Source organism: Blastococcus sp. OS1-29, assembly GCF_057628075.1.
On record NZ_JBXXJK010000008.1, the window covers coordinates 164888 to 182113 of the forward strand.

At 71.8% G+C, this 17226-nt stretch carries 16 protein-coding genes; 8 read left to right on the forward strand and 8 right to left on the reverse strand.

Annotation, left to right across the window (positions count from 1 at the left end):
• Window positions 1-81: 81 nt before the first annotated feature.
• Window positions 82-1296: an acetyl-CoA C-acetyltransferase gene (locus tag AC2H4J_RS20230; RefSeq protein WP_487466705.1), complete on the forward strand. Its 1215-nt coding sequence runs from the start codon at window positions 82-84 to the stop codon at window positions 1294-1296.
• Window positions 1297-1377: 81 nt separating this feature from the next.
• On the forward strand, window positions 1378-2127 hold the full coding sequence (fabG, locus tag AC2H4J_RS20235) for a 3-oxoacyl-ACP reductase FabG (protein WP_487466706.1): 750 nt from the start codon (window positions 1378-1380) through the stop codon (window positions 2125-2127).
• A 3-nt stretch (window positions 2128-2130) separates the two neighbouring features.
• Here fabG and AC2H4J_RS20240 read toward each other — a convergent pair whose 3' ends face one another.
• Window positions 2131-2982: a DUF1206 domain-containing protein gene (locus AC2H4J_RS20240; protein ID WP_487466707.1), complete on the reverse strand. Its 852-nt coding sequence runs from the start codon at window positions 2980-2982 to the stop codon at window positions 2131-2133.
• A gap of 99 nt (window positions 2983-3081) precedes the next feature.
• On the opposite strand from AC2H4J_RS20240, the gene AC2H4J_RS20245 reads away from it, so the two are divergent.
• Window positions 3082-3741 (forward strand): hypothetical protein, encoded by a 660-nt coding sequence (locus tag AC2H4J_RS20245; RefSeq protein ID WP_487466708.1) that lies wholly within the window; start codon window positions 3082-3084, stop codon window positions 3739-3741.
• A gap of 32 nt (window positions 3742-3773) precedes the next feature.
• On the opposite strand, the gene AC2H4J_RS20250 is transcribed toward AC2H4J_RS20245, so the two are convergent.
• A complete protein-coding gene (locus tag AC2H4J_RS20250; protein WP_487466709.1) occupies window positions 3774-6080 on the reverse strand; it encodes a HelD family protein in 2307 nt (768 codons plus the stop codon).
• A gap of 43 nt (window positions 6081-6123) precedes the next feature.
• Between AC2H4J_RS20250 and AC2H4J_RS20255 the strand changes: the two genes are divergently transcribed.
• The gene (locus AC2H4J_RS20255) at window positions 6124-6423 is read left to right on the forward strand and encodes a DUF6191 domain-containing protein (RefSeq protein ID WP_487466710.1); all 300 of its coding nucleotides are present in this window, start codon (window positions 6124-6126) and stop codon (window positions 6421-6423) included.
• Here AC2H4J_RS20255 and AC2H4J_RS20260 read toward each other — a convergent pair.
• Both AC2H4J_RS20260 and AC2H4J_RS20265 read right to left on the reverse strand, forming a co-directional pair.
• Window positions 6405-7085 carry an alpha/beta fold hydrolase gene (locus AC2H4J_RS20260; RefSeq protein WP_487466711.1) on the reverse strand — a complete coding sequence of 227 codons (681 nt, stop codon included), beginning with the start codon at window positions 7083-7085 and terminating at the stop codon, window positions 6405-6407. The genes AC2H4J_RS20255 and AC2H4J_RS20260 overlap by 19 nt on opposite strands.
• Window positions 7086-7125: 40 nt before the next feature.
• Complete coding sequence (locus AC2H4J_RS20265) at window positions 7126-7896, reverse strand: hemerythrin domain-containing protein (RefSeq protein ID WP_487466712.1); 771 nt, start codon at window positions 7894-7896, stop codon at window positions 7126-7128.
• Window positions 7897-8081: 185 nt separating this feature from the next.
• On the opposite strand from AC2H4J_RS20265, the gene AC2H4J_RS20270 reads away from it, so the two are divergent.
• Genes AC2H4J_RS20270 through AC2H4J_RS20285 form a run of 4 tightly spaced genes read left to right on the forward strand, consistent with a single transcriptional unit; the run spans window position 8082 to window position 11886 of the window.
• Window positions 8082-8885, forward strand: coding sequence for an alpha/beta fold hydrolase (locus AC2H4J_RS20270; protein ID WP_487466713.1), 804 nt, complete (start codon window positions 8082-8084; stop codon window positions 8883-8885).
• Between the two features lie 4 nt (window positions 8886-8889).
• Complete coding sequence (locus AC2H4J_RS20275) at window positions 8890-11136, forward strand: SpoIIE family protein phosphatase (protein WP_487466714.1); 2247 nt, start codon at window positions 8890-8892, stop codon at window positions 11134-11136.
• A gap of 60 nt (window positions 11137-11196) precedes the next feature.
• A complete protein-coding gene (locus AC2H4J_RS20280) occupies window positions 11197-11574 on the forward strand; it encodes a YybH family protein (protein WP_487466715.1) in 378 nt (125 codons plus the stop codon).
• A gap of 3 nt (window positions 11575-11577) precedes the next feature.
• Window positions 11578-11886 carry a hypothetical protein gene (locus tag AC2H4J_RS20285; RefSeq protein ID WP_487466716.1) on the forward strand — a complete coding sequence of 103 codons (309 nt, stop codon included), beginning with the start codon at window positions 11578-11580 and terminating at the stop codon, window positions 11884-11886.
• A gap of 352 nt (window positions 11887-12238) precedes the next feature.
• On the opposite strand, the gene AC2H4J_RS20290 is transcribed toward AC2H4J_RS20285, so the two are convergent.
• From AC2H4J_RS20290 to AC2H4J_RS20305, 4 genes are all read right to left on the reverse strand, one after another.
• Window positions 12239-13765, reverse strand: coding sequence for a class I adenylate-forming enzyme family protein (locus AC2H4J_RS20290; protein ID WP_487466717.1), 1527 nt, complete (start codon window positions 13763-13765; stop codon window positions 12239-12241).
• A 74-nt stretch (window positions 13766-13839) separates the two neighbouring features.
• Entirely contained in the window at window positions 13840-15447 is a 1608-nt protein-coding gene (locus tag AC2H4J_RS20295) for a thiamine pyrophosphate-binding protein (RefSeq protein WP_487466718.1), read from the reverse strand.
• A gap of 43 nt (window positions 15448-15490) precedes the next feature.
• A complete protein-coding gene (locus AC2H4J_RS20300) occupies window positions 15491-15997 on the reverse strand; it encodes a VOC family protein (protein WP_487466719.1) in 507 nt (168 codons plus the stop codon).
• Window positions 15998-16243: 246 nt separating this feature from the next.
• A complete protein-coding gene (locus AC2H4J_RS20305; RefSeq protein ID WP_487466720.1) occupies window positions 16244-17221 on the reverse strand; it encodes an enoyl-CoA hydratase/isomerase family protein in 978 nt (325 codons plus the stop codon).
• Window positions 17222-17226 lie beyond the last annotated feature (5 nt).

A 17226-nucleotide genomic window follows, 5' to 3' on the forward strand; every position in this document is an offset into this window, starting at 1 on the left:
CGGCAGGGCCCCTGCGCGGCCGGTTCGGCCCGGGGGCAGACTCGTGGCGACGAACGTCGCCGACGAGCCGGGAGGACCACCGTGCGAGAAGCGGTCATCTGTGAGCCACTGCGGACCCCGGTCGGGGGGTTCGGCGGTTCCCTGCGAGACGTGCCGCCGCACGAGCTCGCCGCGACGGTGATCCGGGCGCTGATGGAGCGCACCGGACTGCCGCCGGAGTCGGTCGACGACGTCCTGCTCGGGCACTGCTATCCCACGATGGACGCGCCGGCGATCGGCCGGGTGGCCGCCCTGGACGCGGGCCTGCCGGTCACCGCCTCGGGGCTGCAGATCGACCGGCGCTGCGGCTCGGGGCTGCAGGCGGTGCTCTACGCCGCCATGCAGGTGCAGTCGGGCGCCTCCGACGTCGTGCTGGCCGGAGGTGCGGAGTCGATGAGCAACGCGCCGTTCTACTCCACCGCGATGCGCTGGGGCGTCAAGGCCGGACCGGGCGTGCTGCTGCAGGACGGCCTGGCGCGTGGCCGGGTGACAGCGGGCGGCAAGAACCATCCGGTACCCGGCGGCATGATCGAGACGGCGGAGAACCTGCGCGCCGAGTACAAGATCTCCCGCGAGGAGCAGGACGAGTACGCCGTCCGCAGTCACCAGCGCGCAGCCGCGGCCGCCGACGCCGGCCGGTTCGCCGACGAGATCGTGCCGGTGACCGTGAAGGGCCGCAAGAGCGACACCGTCGTCGAGCGCGACGAGCACATCCGCCCGGACGCGAACGTGGAGACCCTCGCGAAGCTGCGCCCGATCATGGGCAAGGACGACCCCGAGGCGACCGTGACCGCAGGCAACGCCAGCGGGCAGAACGACGGCGCCGCCGTCGCGGTCGTGACGCACCCGGACAAGGCCGCGGAGCTCGGACTGCGCCCGCTGGCCCGGCTCGTCTCGTGGGGGGTGGCGGGGGTGCCGCCGCGGACGATGGGCATCGGCCCGGTGCCGGCGACGGCGAAGGCGCTGGCGCTGGCCGACGTCAAGCTCGCCGACGTCGACCTGATCGAGCTCAACGAGGCGTTCGCCAGCCAGGTGCTGGCGGTGACGCGCGAGTGGGGCTTCACCGACAGCGACTTCGACCGGACCAACGTCAACGGCTCGGGCATCTCGCTCGGCCACCCGGTCGGTGCGACCGGCGGCCGGATTCTGGCCACCCTGCTGCGCGAGATGGACCGCCGCGGCGCCCGCTACGGCCTGGAGACGATGTGCATCGGCGGCGGCCAGGGCCTGGCCGCGCTGTTCGAGCGGGTGGCGTGAGTGGACAGGAACGTGAGCATCGCAGCGAGGAACGAGCGAGGAGCGGAGCGTTCCGCGGGAACGAACGGGGGGGATGGCCTGATGGCCCGGGTCGCGATCGTCACCGGCGCCGCGCGGGGGATCGGGGCGGCGACCGCGCTCCGGCTGGCGCAGGACGGGTTCGCCGTGGCGGTGATCGACCTGAAGGAGGACGACGCCCGCGACACCGTGCAGGCCATCGAGGCCGCCGGTGGCCGCGCGCTCGCCGTGGGTGCCGACGTCGGCGACTCCGACCAGGTGCAGACCGCGGTCGAGCGGATCGCTACCGAGCTCGGGCCGCCGGTCGTCCTGGTGAACAACGCGGGCGTCACCCGCGACAACCTGCTGTTCAAGATGACCGACGCCGACTGGGACCTGGTCATGCACGTACACCTGCGGGGCTCCTTCCTCATGGCCCGGGCCGTGCAGAAGTACATGACCGAGCAGAAGTGGGGCCGGATCGTCAACCTGTCCAGCACCTCGGCGCTCGGCAACCGCGGACAGGCGAACTACGCCACCGCGAAGGCCGGGCTGCAGGGCTTCACGAAGACCCTCGCCATCGAGCTGGGCAAGTTCGGGGTGACCGCCAACGCGATCGCGCCCGGCTTCATCGTCACCGAGATGACGAAGGCCACCGCGGCGCGGATCGGGCAGGAGTGGGAGCCCTACGTGCAGGCCCGGGCCGCGGCCATCCCGGTCGCCCGGGCCGGCCAGCCCGAGGACATCGCGCACACGGTGTCGTTCCTGGTCAGCGAGGGCGCCGGCTTCGTCTCCGGCCAGGTCATCTACGTCGCCGGCGGCCCGCGCGCATAGTCCTCAGGTGCGCTCGGGGTAGCGGGCGCGCACGAACAGGTACGCGCCGAACGCGGCGATGCCCAGCGCCACGAGCGTGAGCAGGATCTGCCCGAAGGGCAGGTCCAGGATCTCGTGCATGGCACCGTCGAGGCCGCGAGCCTTGGACGGGTCGAAGGTGATGGCTGCCCAGAGCAGCAGCACCCCCACGCCGGCCAGCGCGACGCCCTTGCCGGGGAAGCCGACCTGCCCGAGCCGCTTGACCAGACGCAGGGCGGACGGCGACGCGTCGGACGTGTCGATCTCCTTGAGGAAGCGCTCGCTCAGGCCCTTGTAGACGTGGTAGACGCCCACGCCGACCAGAACCAGGCCGACGGCCCCGACGAGCCACCGGCCGGCCGGCCACGCGAACACACCGGCCGTGGTCTTCTGCTGCTGCTGGGAGCTGGACTGGCCACTGCCGACGGCGAACTTGATGGCGAGCACGGCGAGCACCACGTAGACGACGGTCTTGACCAGCGCCTTGCCGGACTTGCGCAGCGCCTTCACGCGGGCTTTCCCCGACGCGGTCCACTGGCCGCGCCATCGGAGCACCTCGGCGGCCTGCCAGGCGGCGAGGGCGATCAGCCCGACGGCGATCACCCACAGCAGCGGCTTGCCCACCGGGGAATCGGCCAGCGTCGACATCGCCCCGGACTGGTCCGCCGACTTGCCGCCCCCGCCGAACCAGGCCAACTGCACCGCGATCCAGGCGACCAGCAGGTGCACGACGCCGTAGGCGAGCAGGCCGATGCGGGCCAGGTTCTCGAGCGTCTCGCTGTTGCCCGCTTCCTGGGCATCGCCGATCGCTGTCCGAGCCGTTCCACGTGCGCTCATGGTCAGGCTCCTCCGACTCGATGACCAGCGGTTCAGCGTGCCACAGGACACGGGGACGGTGCCTGCCGAACGCCGCTCCGGGTGAGGGACACTGGGGGCGTGGCGAACGGCATCCTGACCGCGGGCAGCTCCGGAGTGGCGACACCCGACGACGCGCGGCGGGCCTGGCCGCAGTGGCTGGCGCTCGGCATCGGCATGATCGCCGTCGCGGTCGTCTCGGTGTTCTGGGACGCCGCTGGTGCGCGGCTGCTGCTCGGCGCGTCGGGCCTGTTCCTCGCCGTCCGCGGCGCCCTGCTCCTGCGCGGGGCCCGATCCGGTGCGGTCGGTGGATCGCTGGCGGGCCGTGCCCGGAGCCTCGGCGCCGGTGCCCTGGGCCTCGGCGCCGCCGCACTGGCCGTGGCCTCGTCCTCGGGTGTCGTGGCCGCGCGGGTGCTGCTGGTCGTCGTGCCCGTCGTCCTGACCGCCGGAGCGGTCGGGCTGCTCGGCCGGGGCGCGGTCGCGCGCCGGGGTGGGCAGGCGCTGCTCGTCTGGACCGTCCTGGTCACCGGGCTGCTGGTCGCCACCGGCGTCGCGCAGGGCTGGGCCCGGGCCGCCGACGTCGCCACGGTGGTGGCCGCGCTGGCGGTCGCCGTGCTCGGCGTGCCGCTGATCGTCGCGTCCGTCGGGCTGCGCCGGGTGGCTGCCGAGCCGCCTCCGGCGCCCGTCCCGTCGGCCTGCGCGGGCTGCGCCTGCGGCGCGGGTGGCTGCAGCCTGACCTGACGGGACTTTCGGACCAGAAAGTCCCCCCGGGTTCAGCGCGTCGTGAGGCCGGACAGCTCCGGCAGGAGCTCGCCGGGCTGGACCACGCCGAGCCGCTGCGTCGCGCGGGTGAGCGCGACGTAGAGGTCGTTGTGCCCGCGCACGCCCTCGGCCACGACGCCGGCTGGGTCGACGACGAGCACCGAGTCGAACTCCAGGCCCTTGGCGCCCGCCGGGGTCAGGACGACCGGGCCCGCGGTGAGGTCGTCGGAGGACTCGGGCAGCGCCGCCACCAGCGCGTCGACCCGGCTGGGCGGCGCGATGACCGCCAGCGTGCCCTCCTCGGCCTCGAACTCCGCCGCGGCCTTCGCCACCGCGGCGGAGAGGTCGTCCTCCGCCACCCGCAGGACCCAGGGCGGGACGCCGGTCGAGCGGACCGAGCGGCCTGCCGAGGCGCCGGCCCCGCCGGCCGCGAGCACCGCGGCGGCGACCTCCATGATCTCGGCGGGGGTGCGGTAGTTGACCGTCAGCTCCTCCAACCGCCAGTGCGTGCCGAGGTGCGCGGTGAGCACCTCGCCCCAGCTGGTCGCCCCGGCCGGTGACCCGGTCTGGGCGACGTCGCCGACCACGGTCATCGACCGGGTGGGGCACCGGCGCAGCAGCAGTCGCCACGCCATCGCCGAGAGCTCCTGCGCCTCGTCGACGATCACGTGGCCGTAGGTCCAGGTGCGGTCCGCGGCGGCCCGCTCGGCCGTCGTCCGGACGTCGCGCACCTCCTGACGCGCGGCGAGGCCCTCCGCGTCGAGCAGGTCGAAGGCAGCGAGCTCCTCGGACTCGGCCTCGGTCTCGGCGTCCTGCGAGCGGGAGCCGTGCAGCAGGTCGAGCGTGGCCTGCGCGTCCCGCCGCCGGCCTTCCTCCTCGCGCCGGGCCCGGTTCCGCTCCGCGGACTCGTCGACGCCGAGCAGTTCGTCGGCCTCGTCGAGCAGCGGGACGTCGGACGGCGTCCACGGCGAGGAGGGAGAGCGCAGCAGCAGGTCGCGATCGGCGTCGTCCCAGCCGGGTGTGGCGGCGACCAGCCGGGTTCGTGAGGCGAACAGGTCCCGGAGCAGCCGCTCCGGGGTGAGTCGCGGCCACAGCCGGTCGATCAGGGCGTGCACGGCCGGTTCCGCGGCGACCTCCCGGCGGAGCGCCGCGACGTCGGCCGCGTCGAGCAGGCTTGCGCCTCCGCGGACGTCGGCCCCGAGCTTGTCGGCGTACTTCTGGGTGAGCCGGTCGATCACCCGGCGGGCGAAGACGGGCCGGGCCTCGTTGTGCAGCCGCGAGGCGGCGCGGGCCCGGCTCTGCGCGCGGGTCGCGTCGCTGGGGGTGAACCGCAGCGCCGTCCCGTCGATGGTGACCTCGACCGGACCGTCCGGGACGACCTGTCGCGCGTGCACCGCCGCGGCGATGACGTCCGCCATCGCCGGTCGCCCCTTGACCTCGGCGACCTCGGGCCGCTCGGCCCCATGGGCGTCGAGCCCGGGGCGCAGGGTGCCCAGGTCGGCGAGCACGACACCGGTCTCGCCGAGGGAGGGCAGCACCTCGGCGATGTAGCGGAGGAACGTGGGGGAGGGGCCGACGATGAGCAGGCCGCTGCGGGCGAGCCGCTCGCGGTGCGTGTAGAGCAGGTAGGCGGCGCGGTGCAGGGCGACCGCCGTCTTGCCGGTGCCCGGACCGCCCTGGACGACGAGCACGCCGCGGTGGTCGGCGCGGATGATCCGGTCCTGCTCGGCCTGGATGGTGCGGACGATGTCGGTCATCCGGCCGGTGCGGGTCTGGTTCAGCGCGGCCAGCAGCACCGACTCCCCGGCCAGGCCCGACCGCTGAGGGATTCGGCCGTCGTCCAGGGCTGCCTCGTCCAGATCCAGGGCCTCGTCGGCGATGGAGACGACGGTGCGGCCGCGGGTGCGGATGTGCCGCCGTCGGCGGACGCCGAGGTCGTGCAGCGGCGTGGCGGTGTAGAACGGTTGAGCCGCCGGGGCCCGCCAGTCGACCAGCAGCGGCTCCTCGGCGCCGTCCTCCGACTGCAGCCCGATCCGGCCGACGTACCGCGGCACGTCGGTGTCGCGGCGGTCGAGCCGGCCGAAGCAGAGGCCGCTCTCGGCGGCGTCGAGCGCGACCAGCCGCTCGGTGTAGAGCTGCACGGTCGCCTCGCGCTCACCGACGGCCTGCGGGTTGTGCGCGACCAGGGCCAGTGCGTCGTCGAGCCGGCCGACCACCTGCTCCCGGATGTCGTCGAGCCGCCGGTGCAGGCCGGTCACGTAACCCTGCTCGGCGGCGAGCTCCGCGTCGTGGTCGGGAGCGGGGCGTGCTGAGGACAAGCTGTTCTCTCTCCATCGGGTGCAGCGCCACTACCCTCGGGGCGTGGCTGCCGGCGTGCTGTTCGCACTCACTCTGCCGGGCCTGGTGGTCCTGCTGGTGGTGCTGGCCGCCCTCGAGCATGCCTGGTCGCGACTCGGGCGGCCGAGTCCCCTGCACCACCGGGCGCGGCACGCGGTGTCGGCGGGTGGTCTCGACGTGTTCTCGGCGGCCCTGTTCCCCGGTAAGGCGGTCGACCTCGAGCAGCAGCGGGTGCGGGAACTGCGCCGGGACGACGTCGAGGACGGCGCACCGCCGAACCGCATCGATCTCGACGCCGGCGTGGTCTATCTCGACCGGAGATAGTCCTCCAGCCGGTCGGCGAGCTCGGCCGGCCGGCTCAGGGCCACCAGGTGGCCGCCCGGGATCTCGTCGGGCACCAGGCCCAGCCGCTCCCCGGCGATCCGCCGCTGCAACTCCGCGGGGAACAGCCGGTCGTCCCGGCCGACGAGCACGCGGGTCGGCACGTCCGGCCAGGCGTCGAGCGGCCACGGGTCCTCGAACGGCCGCATCGACTGGGTCAGCTCCTGCTGTCGAGCGGCCGCGGTGACGTCGGCCGGGACGTCGTGGAAGTAGACGGTGTCGTCGTCACTGCCGGTCAGCCCCAGGCGCGCCAGGTGCGCGGCCTGGGCCTCCGCCTGTCCGGTGGCGCCCCACCAGTCGCCGCCGGTCTCCCCGGGTCGCGGCACCATCGCGTTGAGCAGGACCAGCAGCTCGACGTCCACGCGGTCGCACACCAGTGGCGCGGTCAGGCCGCCCATCGACTGGGCGACCAGGACGACGGGGGAGCAGTCGCCGATCGCCGCGACGACCGTGTCCGCGTAGGCGGCGAGACCGGCCGAGTCGTCGCCGGTGGGCAGCTCGACGGGCACGACGGCATGGCCGCGCCGCTCCAGCTCGGGGGCCAGGCGGTGCCAGAACCAGGTGTCCCCGCCGGCGCCGGGGACGAGCACGAAGGTCGACGTCACACCTGATCCGACGTCCGCGGCGACCGGAACTCATCGCAACTCACACGGCGGGGGGAGCGCCCCGCAGGCGGACGACGAACGACCGGTAGTCCTGCCGTCCGTGCAGGCGCCAGGCCAGCCGCGCGGCGGGTGAGAGCCCGTTGAGCAGGCGGGCGCGGTCGGTGGCGCAGGAGTCCTCGAGGGCGAGGCCGAGGACGAGCAGCTGCTCTCGCGCGGACAGGCGGCAGCGGAAGGACCGGGCGATGGCCGCCCAGTCGCCGGCCGAGAGGTGTTCCGCGAGCATCGGCAGCAGGACCGCCTCCTCGTCGGCGGTCTGCGCGTCGACGGTGTCGGCGAGATCGAGGCAGGCGAGGGCGAAGGCGTCGCGGGCCGGGGCGGTGCCGGCGACCTGCCACTGGCGCGCGGCCGTGGACACGTCGCGCAGCATGTGGTCGATGCGGGCGCAGCGTGCCGTCCAGTCGCCCACGAGCCGGCGCGCGGCGGCGCCGCGGTCGGCCGGGACGGCGCGCAGCAGCGCCGGCCAGACGGCCTCGCGCTCCACCGCGTGGTGGTGCAGCAGGACGCGGCCGATCAGGTCGGCGTGGTGGGTGAGCGTTGCGGTGCGCTCCGCCTCACCCGCGGGCGCCCAGCCGGCCAGCTCGCCGAGCAGCCGCAGCTCGCGGCGGACGAGCTGGTGCAGCACCCGCTGGTAGGCCACCGCACGGCAGGTCGAGGGAACGCAGGCGCCGGCGGAGAGGGTCGGGAGCGCGGGACCGGGCAGGGGGGAGCGGGGGACCGGGATGGTGCCGATCGAGCCGACCGTGACGGTCATGAGGGCACCTCGGAGAAGGAGTGCGGGGGGTGGGATGCGGGCAGGGTAGGGGCGCGGCGGGAGCTGCGACAGGGGATTGCGGCCGGTCGAGGGAGCCGGACGCGGGTGTTCTGGCCGTCCGTGCGGCGTCCGTGACGGTGGGTGAGACCGCCGGTGGGCCTCGTCGGTCCTACTAGGCTCGACCGGTGGGCACCGTCCTCACGCGGAACTGCGTGACCGTCAGCGGGGTGCCGTCGGGGCGCCCGATGGTCTTCGCGCACGGATTCGGCTGCGACCAGGCGATGTGGCGGTTCGTCGCGCCGGACTTCGAGGTCGACCACCGCGTCGTCCTGTTCGACCACGTCGGGTCCGGACGGTCGGACCTGTCGGCGTATGACCCCGAGAAGTACAACTCCCTGCGCGGGTACGCGAGCGACGTGGTCGAGATCTGCCGCGAGCTCGGTCTCAGCGACGTCGTGTTCGTCGGCCACTCGGTGAGCGCGATGATCGGCGTGCTGGCGCTGCGGGAGGCTCCGGAGCTGTTCGGCGCGCTGGTGATGGTGGGCCCCAACCCGCGATACGTGAACGACGGCGACTACGTCGGCGGGTTCAGCCGGGCCGACATCGCCGACCTGCTCGACGCCCTCGACAGCAACCACCTCGGCTGGTCGGCCCAGATGGCCCCGGTGATCATGGGCAACCACCCCGAGAACCCCGAGCTGGCCGAGGAGCTGACCAACAGCTTCTGCCGCACCGACCCCGACATCGCCCGGCAGTTCGCCCGGGTCACGTTCCTCTCCGACAACCGCGCCGACCTGGCCGCGGTCGCCGTCCCGACGCTGGTCATGCAGTGCAGCGAGGACGTCATCGCCCCCGACGTCGTGGGCCGGTACGTGCACGGCGCCATCCCCGGCAGCACGTTCGCGCAGCTCGACGCGGTCGGCCACGTGCCGCACCTGAGCGCGCCGGAGGAGACGACGGCGGCGATCCGGTCGTTCCTCGCCGGGTGATGGCATGACTGGCACGCCCGGGGATCCGCGCACCCAGCTGGGCCGGCTGCTCGAGGACGACCCGGCCGATCTCTACGAGAACGCCCCGATGGGCTACCTGTCGGCGCTGCCCGACGGGCGCATCGTCAAGGTGAACCGGACGTTCGGCGCATGGGCGGGGCGGTCACCCGAGGAGCTGCTCGGCATCCGGTTCCACGACCTGCTGACCATGGGCGGGCGGGTGTTCCACGAGACGCACGTGCTGCCGCTGCTGCGCATGCAGGGAGCGGTGCGGGAGATCGCGCTGGACGTCGTTCGCGTCGACGGCTCGGTGCTGCCGTGCCTGATGAACGCCGTGGAGGTGCGCGACGACGAGGGGGCGCCGCTGCTGTTGCGGGCGACCCTGTTCGAGGCCACCGCGCGCCGCCGCTACGAGCGGGAGCTGCTGAACGCGCAACGGGCCGCGGAGGAGTCCGAAGCACGGTCGCGGACGGTGCAGCGGGTCGTCTCCGACCTGGCAGCGGCGACCACCGTGGCCGACGTCGCGCGGGTCGTCGTGGAACGCGGCCGGGACGCGCTGGGCGCCTGTGGGGCCGGGCTGGTGCTGGTCGAGGAGAGCGCGGCGGACGACGTGCCGCGGCTGCGCACCGAGCATTCGGCCGGCCTCTCCGAGGAGCTGCTCGGCGAGTTGCGCGCCGCGGCGCTCGGGCAGCTCTCGCTCGAGCTCGCCCAGGGCGTGCGGACGGTGACCCTGGACGACCGGCTGCGCGCCGAGCGCCCGGAGGTGGCGGCGGCCCTGACCGCCGACGGGCTGAGCAGCCTGGTGCTGGTGCCCGTGGCCGCCGACAGCCGGCGGCTGGGCGTGCTGGTGCTCGGCCTCGGGACCGTCGGCGGCGGTGATCTGATCAGCCTCGACGAGCCGGGCGCCGTGCAGGCGACGGGCCCGGCGGACGTCGAACTGCTCTGGACCCTGGGGCGGCAGGCCGGCCAGGCGCTGGAGCGCGCGCGGCTGTACGAGGAGACGGCTCGACATGCGGAGCGGTCGGCGTTCCTGCTGGAGGCCGCCCGCCTGCTCGCCTCCGCGGCGGACGTCCAGGAGACGGTGGAGCGGCTGGCCGTCCTCGCGGTGGAGCGGCTCGCCGACGTCTGCGCGATCGACCTCACCACCGAGGGCGGGGTCAGCCGCGCGGCGGTGCGGCACCGCGACCCGGCCCTGCAGCCGGTCGCCGACGAGCTGCGGCTGCGCCAGCTCAACCAGCGCCGGTCGCCGCACCCCGCGCAGCAGGCCATGCGGCAGCGGCGGACGGTCTGGGTGCCGGCGCTCGACGACGAGCTGCTGGAGCAGATCACCGTCGACGACCGCCATCGGCGGATCGTCCGCGACCTGCAGCTGGTCAGCATGATCGCGGTGCCCTTCGTCGTGGACGGGCGGCCGCTCGGGGCGATCACGCTGGCGGCCGACGCCCGGCGCGGCCGGTTCACGCCGGCCGACGTGGAGGTCGCCGAGCAGCTGGGCCTGCAGGTGGCGCTCGTCCTCGCGAAGGCGCAGCGCTACGAGCTCGACGTCCGCACCTCGCACACCCTGCAGGCCAACCTGCTGCCCCCGGACCCGCCCGAGGTCGCCGGGCTGCGCCTGGCGGTGCGGTACCTCGCGGCCACCCACGGGGTCGAGGTCGGCGGCGACTTCTACGACGTCGTCCGGCTGCCTGACGAGCAGATCGCGTTCGCGGTCGGGGACGTCGTCGGGCACGACATCACCGCGGCCGCGACGATGGGCCAGCTGAACTCGGTGTACCGGGCGCTGCTGGTCGACCGGCCGGCGCCCAGCGCGATGATCGACCGGTTGCAGGCGTCGTGGTCGCTGCTCGGGCTCCAGCGCATGGCGACCGCGCTGTTCGCGACGTTGGACCCGGCGACCGGTCAGCTGCGGATCGCCTCGGCCGGGCACCTGGCCCCGCTGCTGCTCGCGGGCGGGTACGCGGAGTTCCTGCCGGTGACGCCCAGCCGGATGCTCGGGGCCCCGCCGGCGCCGGCGCCCGCGCTGGAGTGGTCGGGCGTCCTGCCGGTGGGGGCGACCCTCGTGCTGTACACCGACGGGCTGGTGGAGAGCCGGTCGGCAGACATCGACGAGGGCCTCGCGCACCTGCTGGCCGCCGTGGAGGCAGCCGACACGACCGATCCCGACGAGCTGTGCGACCGGCTGCTCGGCGACCTGACCGGAGCGCACCGTGCCGACGACATCGCGCTGCTCGTCCTGACCCGCACCGGGTGAGCGGAGGGCTTGACCCGCGGCGGTGGGCTCGCGACGCTTGATCGGTCCGAGGGGATCGGGATGGGCGAGATCGACGACAGCACCGTCGCCGGGCTGAAGGCGAGCCTGGTGCGTGCCTTCGAGCAGGGGGACGCCGGCATGGCCGCCTCGCTGTACGAGCCCGGCGCGCGGCTGCTGCCGCCCGGTGCTCCCGTCATCACGGGGGAGGACGCCATCCGGGACTTCTTCAAGCGGCGGTTCGACGCCGGGTCCGACGGTGGGGTGCTGGAGACGGTGCGGATCGACGTGTACGGGGACGTCGCGGTCGAGGAAGGTCGGTACGGACGGCGCTCCGGCGAGCAGCTCCTCGACAGCGGCAAGTACCTCGCCGTCTTCCGGCGTCAGCCCGACGGTGGGTGGCGGTGGGCGATCGACATGTGGAACTCCGACGCGGGGTGAGTCATGACCGACACGGTTCCGGTGAGGCCGAGTTCGGAAAATCCGATAGCCGACGCGATCGACGGCGCCACGGGTGACTGGTCGATGTCGGGCGACGCGATGCGGTGGTCGCCCGAGCTGGCCGCGCGGGGCCCGGCCGCGGCCGAGTTGCGGGGCGTGGAGGTGGCCTCCGGGGTGGGGACGGGCCTCGGCCTGGACATGACCGGCATGCGCCGGCTGGTCACCGGCGCGCTGAACTCCCTGGGCAATGTGGCCAACGACGTGGTCAGCGAGTTCCGCCAGCTCACCCGCGGCGGGTCCGCGGATGACTGACGGCGATTGTCGAGCTGCGGCCGACGTGCGCCCGGCGCACCGGGTCGGCCTTCATGAGGGCATGGATGGTCGTTCGGCCGACTCGGAGTACCTGTGCGGCTTCCTTCGTCGTCAGGTCAACGACGGGAAGCGGTCTGACTCCTGCGGCGGACGCGATCGCCTCGACACACATGGCGTGGTAGCCGTTTTCTCGAAGAGGCGCATGGGCGCTTCAATCGGCATCCGCCGGGTCTCGTCGGGAGCGTAGGTGCCCGGCATTGCCCCCTGGGCTCGTCCTCATCGGCCGTGTGGAATGTGAATCCCTGACCGAGACGACGTTCGTGTCGGCGCCTGTCGAACAACCCTCGAGCACTCAGGTCTGCTCACGGGCACGCTCACGGAGCGCGCGTTTGAGAACCTTGCCCGTTCCATGCCGGGGCAACTCGGGGATGAACTCCACGACCTTCGGCGTCTTGAAACCGGCCAGCTTGCCTCGGCAGTACTCGAGCAACTCCGCCTCGGACAGACTCGCACCCGGCTTGAGCACGACGTATGCCTTGGGCACCTCTTGCCACTTGGGATCGGGCATCCCGACCACCGCCGCCTCGTGGACGGCCGGGTGCCCATAGATGACTCGCTCGATCTCCATGCTCCCGACGTTCTCCCCACCACTGCGGATCATGTCCTTGAGCCGATCGGTGATGGTCAGGTTCCCGTTCTCGTCGAGGAAGCCGCCGTCACCGGTGTGGAGCCAGCCGTCCTGCCGAGGCTGTTGGGCCTTCTCGGGCGGGGCCCAGTAGCGTGGGCTCACCTTCGGCCCGCGCAGTACGATCTCCCCCTCCACGCAGGTGCCGACCGGATTGCCGGCAGGGTCCACGATCTGCAGCTCGAGGAAGTCGACCGCCTTGCCCAGGGTCCCCAGGTGCTCGTGCGCCTTCTCCTCCGGCACACACGTGATCGTGCTGCAGGCCTCGGTCATGCCGTAGGCCTGGACGAGGCGAGCGTCGCCAAAGAGTGAACGGATGTCGGCGTAGAGCTCACCTGCGCCCGCACCGAAGATGACCCACCGCACCGAATTCAGGTCCATCGCGGAGTGGTCGACCTGGCGGAAAGCGTGCAGGATCGACTGCGCGAAGATGCCACCCGTCACGCGGTGCTCCTGGATGAGCTCCAGAGCCGAGCGGGCGTCGAACTTGCGCATCAGCACGAGGGTTCCGCCCAGGAACAGCGCAGTGAATCCCGGCGCGTCGATCGCTGCCACGTGGAAGAGGGGCGACGACACCAGGACGACGTCGCCCGAGGTGAGCTTGAGCTCGCTGGTCTGTCCCAGCATGTTGCACAAGACCATGCCGTGTGTGATCACTACGCCCTTCGGCCTGCTGGTCGTTCCCGAGGTGTAGAGGATCCGCTGAGGGTCATCGAACGCGACGTCGACCACAGGCACCTCCGCGCCGCGGTGCGCCTCCACGACGTCATCGAGTCCGGGCCAACCCTCGAGGCCGGATCGGTCGAGGCAGACCGAGAGCCGCAGGTCGTGCCCCGCGCACACCTTCTCGGCGACCCCGATCATCTCGGCGTCGACCAGGGCGGCAATCGCACCCGAGTCGTGGAACAGGTAGTCCAGTTCGTCGACCTGGAGGCGGACGTTGAGCGTGACGGCAATGGCCCCCACCCGGTAGACGGCCATCAGGGCCACGACGTAGTTGATCGAGTTGCTCCCCAGGAACGCGATCCTGTCCCCACGACCCAGGCCAGCCTCACGAAGGCGATCAGCGAAGGCGTGCACCCGCTCGGCCAGCTCGCCATACGTGCACGATTCGTCCTGGCACACGAGCGCCATGGCGTCTGGCCGACGACGTCGCTGTACGTCGACCAGCGCTCCGGTGTTGATGGTGCTCACGGTGCTCCTTCGCGAGAGGGACGAGGCCTGTCGTCGACCCGGGACCGGTGGATGGTCTCGGGACAGTGGCTGTCCTAGGTGTCGAATGGAATGTCTGCGGGATCCAGGTGGATGTCGATCAGAACCGGGCGGTCACGATCGGCGATGGCCTTGGCGACCGCGTCGAAGTCGGCGAGCGAGGTCACCGTGACTCCCGTGGCGCCGAGCGCGGCGGCTACCGGCGCGAGGTCCGGCCAGTCGAAGGTCGAGAGATCGGGATCCATGTCCCGGCGGCTGAACTGGATGTGCTCGGCACCGTAGGCACGGTCGTTGAAGACGGCGACGATCAGGTCCACCCCATGCCGGACGGCCGAGTTGAGCTCGGTCAACCCGCCCAGCATGAAACCGCCGTCGCCCGTGACGAGCAGGACGGGCCGGTCCGGCCGCCCCACGCCGACGCCGATGGACTCGGCCATGCCGAGGCCGATCGACCCGAAGTTGATGGTGTGCACGAAGTCCTGAGGGCCTGGGACCGACAGCCGCTTGACGCACTCGGGCCAGAAGCGGCCACCGTCCATCACCAGCACCCGATCGTCGGGGACGGCCTTCTCCAGGCACTGGATAGCCGAGACGAAGTCGACGAATGCATCGTCTCGCTCGATGGGTGGGGACTCCGGCATGAGAGCGGTGCCGACGGGAACGGTCGCAGCGAAACCCGTCGGCGCAATCCCGGCTTCGTCCAACAGAGCATGGACGGATCCCGCCGCCTCGGCCGCGTCGCCCACCACTCCCAGGAAGGGATCGGTGTGGCGGGCGATCGCCTGGAGGTCGGAATCGACCTGGATCACTACCTTGCCCGCAAGCACCGCGCCCTCCGCGGTGGTGAAGCGATTCAGGCTCGCACCGAACGCGATGACAGTGTCGGCGCGGGCGATGACGGCGGCGGCAGCAGGCGTGCTCATCGTGCCCAGGACACCCACATCGCCGGGGCAGCCGGAGAACAGGCCCTTGGCTTTGATCGTGGTCGCCAGGGGCGCACCGAGCCTCTCGGCGAGTGCCACGAGAGCGTCGCGGGAGGCCCGATCGATCGCCCCACGACCGGCCAGAACCAGCGGACGCCGGCTCGACGCCAACAGGCCGACGGCGGCCTCGACCGCCTCGGCGTCGGGCGACACCCGATGTGACACGGCGGGGGACGAGGGACGGACCTCGTCCACCGCCTCCAGCCACTGGAACTCGATCGGCACATTGAGGACGACGGGGCGCCGTTCGGCGGTGGCGCGCCGGTACGCCGTGTCCAGGTCCTGCACGGCTGTGCTCGGGGTACGGACCTGTTCGAAGCCGGCTCCTGCGGCCGCCGCGACCTCACGTTGGCCGATGTCCTGCAGGTGCTCCTTGCGTGCCGTGGGCGTGTCGCCGGCGATCAGCACCAACGGGATCCTCCCGCGCACACCTTCGGCGAGGGCGGTGACGGTATTCGTCAGCGCCGGACCGTGCGTGACGGTGGAGATCCCGATGCGACCCGTGGCTTGGGCGTATCCCAAGGCCATCAATACAGCACCCGCCTCGTGGGCGGCGGACACGTAACGTCCGCCCCGCTTCCGGAAGTGGTCGACCAGGTAGAGGTTGGCGTCGCCGATCAGACCGAAGAGCGTATTGCTGCGGGCCAGTACCCCCTCGGCGAGTGCCTGGTGCGTGTACACGGTGATCTGCGCTCCTCGGTGTCTGGCAGTGGGGGGCGGCCGTTCAGGCCGTGATGCCGTGCTCTGCCCGGAAGGCCTTCGTCTCCTCGTACGTCGGCAACTTGATGATCTCGACCAGGTTTCCGTCCGGGTCCTGGCAGAAGAACACGACGACCTCGCCGTAGTTGACGAGCGTGTTCGTCTTCGGTTCGGAGTTGCACGGCACGCCCATCAGCTGCATTCGCGCATAGATCTCGTGCACCGTCTCGGCATCGACGTGGAACGACAACGAGAGGAAACCCGGATCCCCGGCACGCTTGGGTCGGGAGTCGACCGGCACGGGCAGGTCCCACTGGATGAGCTCGACCTGCCCGATGCGGGTCGGACCCTGTAGGAACACGGACCTGCCGGTGGTCCCGTGAGGCAGGGCGAGGGTTTGCCAGGTGGTCTCGTTTCCTACGGGCATCTCGAGCGTCTTGCGCATCCCGAGCCCGCTCTCGTAGAAGTGCACCGACGCGTCGAGGTCTCGGACGCTGATCGCGACGTGGTGGATCTCGGCGACCGCTGACATGTCAGGCCTCCAGTGGTTGACGGAAACGGGGAATGTCTCTGCGGCACAAAGGGTCAGGGACTGGTGCGCCGGCTTCGGGTCGAGGCGGCTCCAGAAGGGCCGGAGGACGAAGTGGTTGAACCGATGTCGCGAAGCTGACCGATGCGCGCGGCGGTGTGGTCAGGATCGCCGACGAGGAACCTGTTCTCCCGGAGATGGTCGAAGGCTTCGCTGCCCGGTACTGGGCCGACGCGAGGATGCCGAACGTCATCTTGTGCTGTCGTCGCCCAGGCGATTGCCGAGCCGGAAGAACGGAGTGACGGCCTCGTCGCGCTCGCGCAGGGCCTGAGAGAGGCCCTTGTCGCGGCGCTCCTTGACGAAGTTGAACTCGCCCTCCTGGAGGGAGAGATTCGTGGCCCATCCGTGGCCCACCCACGCGGTCATCTCACCGACCGCCTTGCCGCGCGCCTCCTGCGCAAGGCGCATCATCGACTTGCCCATCATCAGGCCGTCGAGCGGCATGAACGAGATGGCCTGGCAGTAGTCACGCACCCACTGGTCGAGCTCGTCGTCGGGGACAACCTTGTTGACCAGGCCGGCCTCCCGCGCCTCCTCGGCACCCAACGGCCGCATCGTCAAGATGATCTCCTTCATCTTCTTCAGGCCGACGTTCTCGATCCATGCGTTCATGTCCTGAGGAGCGCCCCCGAGGTAGCGAAAGGCAGGATGCGTGAACTGGGCGTTGGGGGTGGCCAGCACGATGTCCGCGTTGAGGGCGACCTTGAGGTGGCCGCCGTAGCAGTAGCCGCGCACCGCGACGAGCGTGGCCTTGAGCGAGTTGGAGATCGCCTCACCGAACGCCATCGACAAAAGGTTGCGGTCGGGCAGAATCCGCTGTCGCTGGGCGGGCGTCTGCTTCTTCTCGCCGGACTCCTGACGGCGGTAACCGATGTAGTGACCGAGTTCGGCTGCGTCCGCACCGGTGCCGAAGACCGGGCCGTTGGCGCGGAACACGATCGTCTTGACCTCGTCGTCGTACTCCGCCTCGCTGACGAGGTCACCGACCCGTTCGAAGGCCGCGACCGGGATGGCGTTGAGCTTGTCGGGAGCGTTGAAGGTGATGAAGGCCGCGGATATGGAGGGGTCTTTCTCGTAGGTAACGACCTTCTCCAAGACTGCTGGGTCGGTTTCCATCTTCTCGTCGTTCCAGACGTTCTTGAGCAGTTCGTACACGTTCTTCTTCATATTTT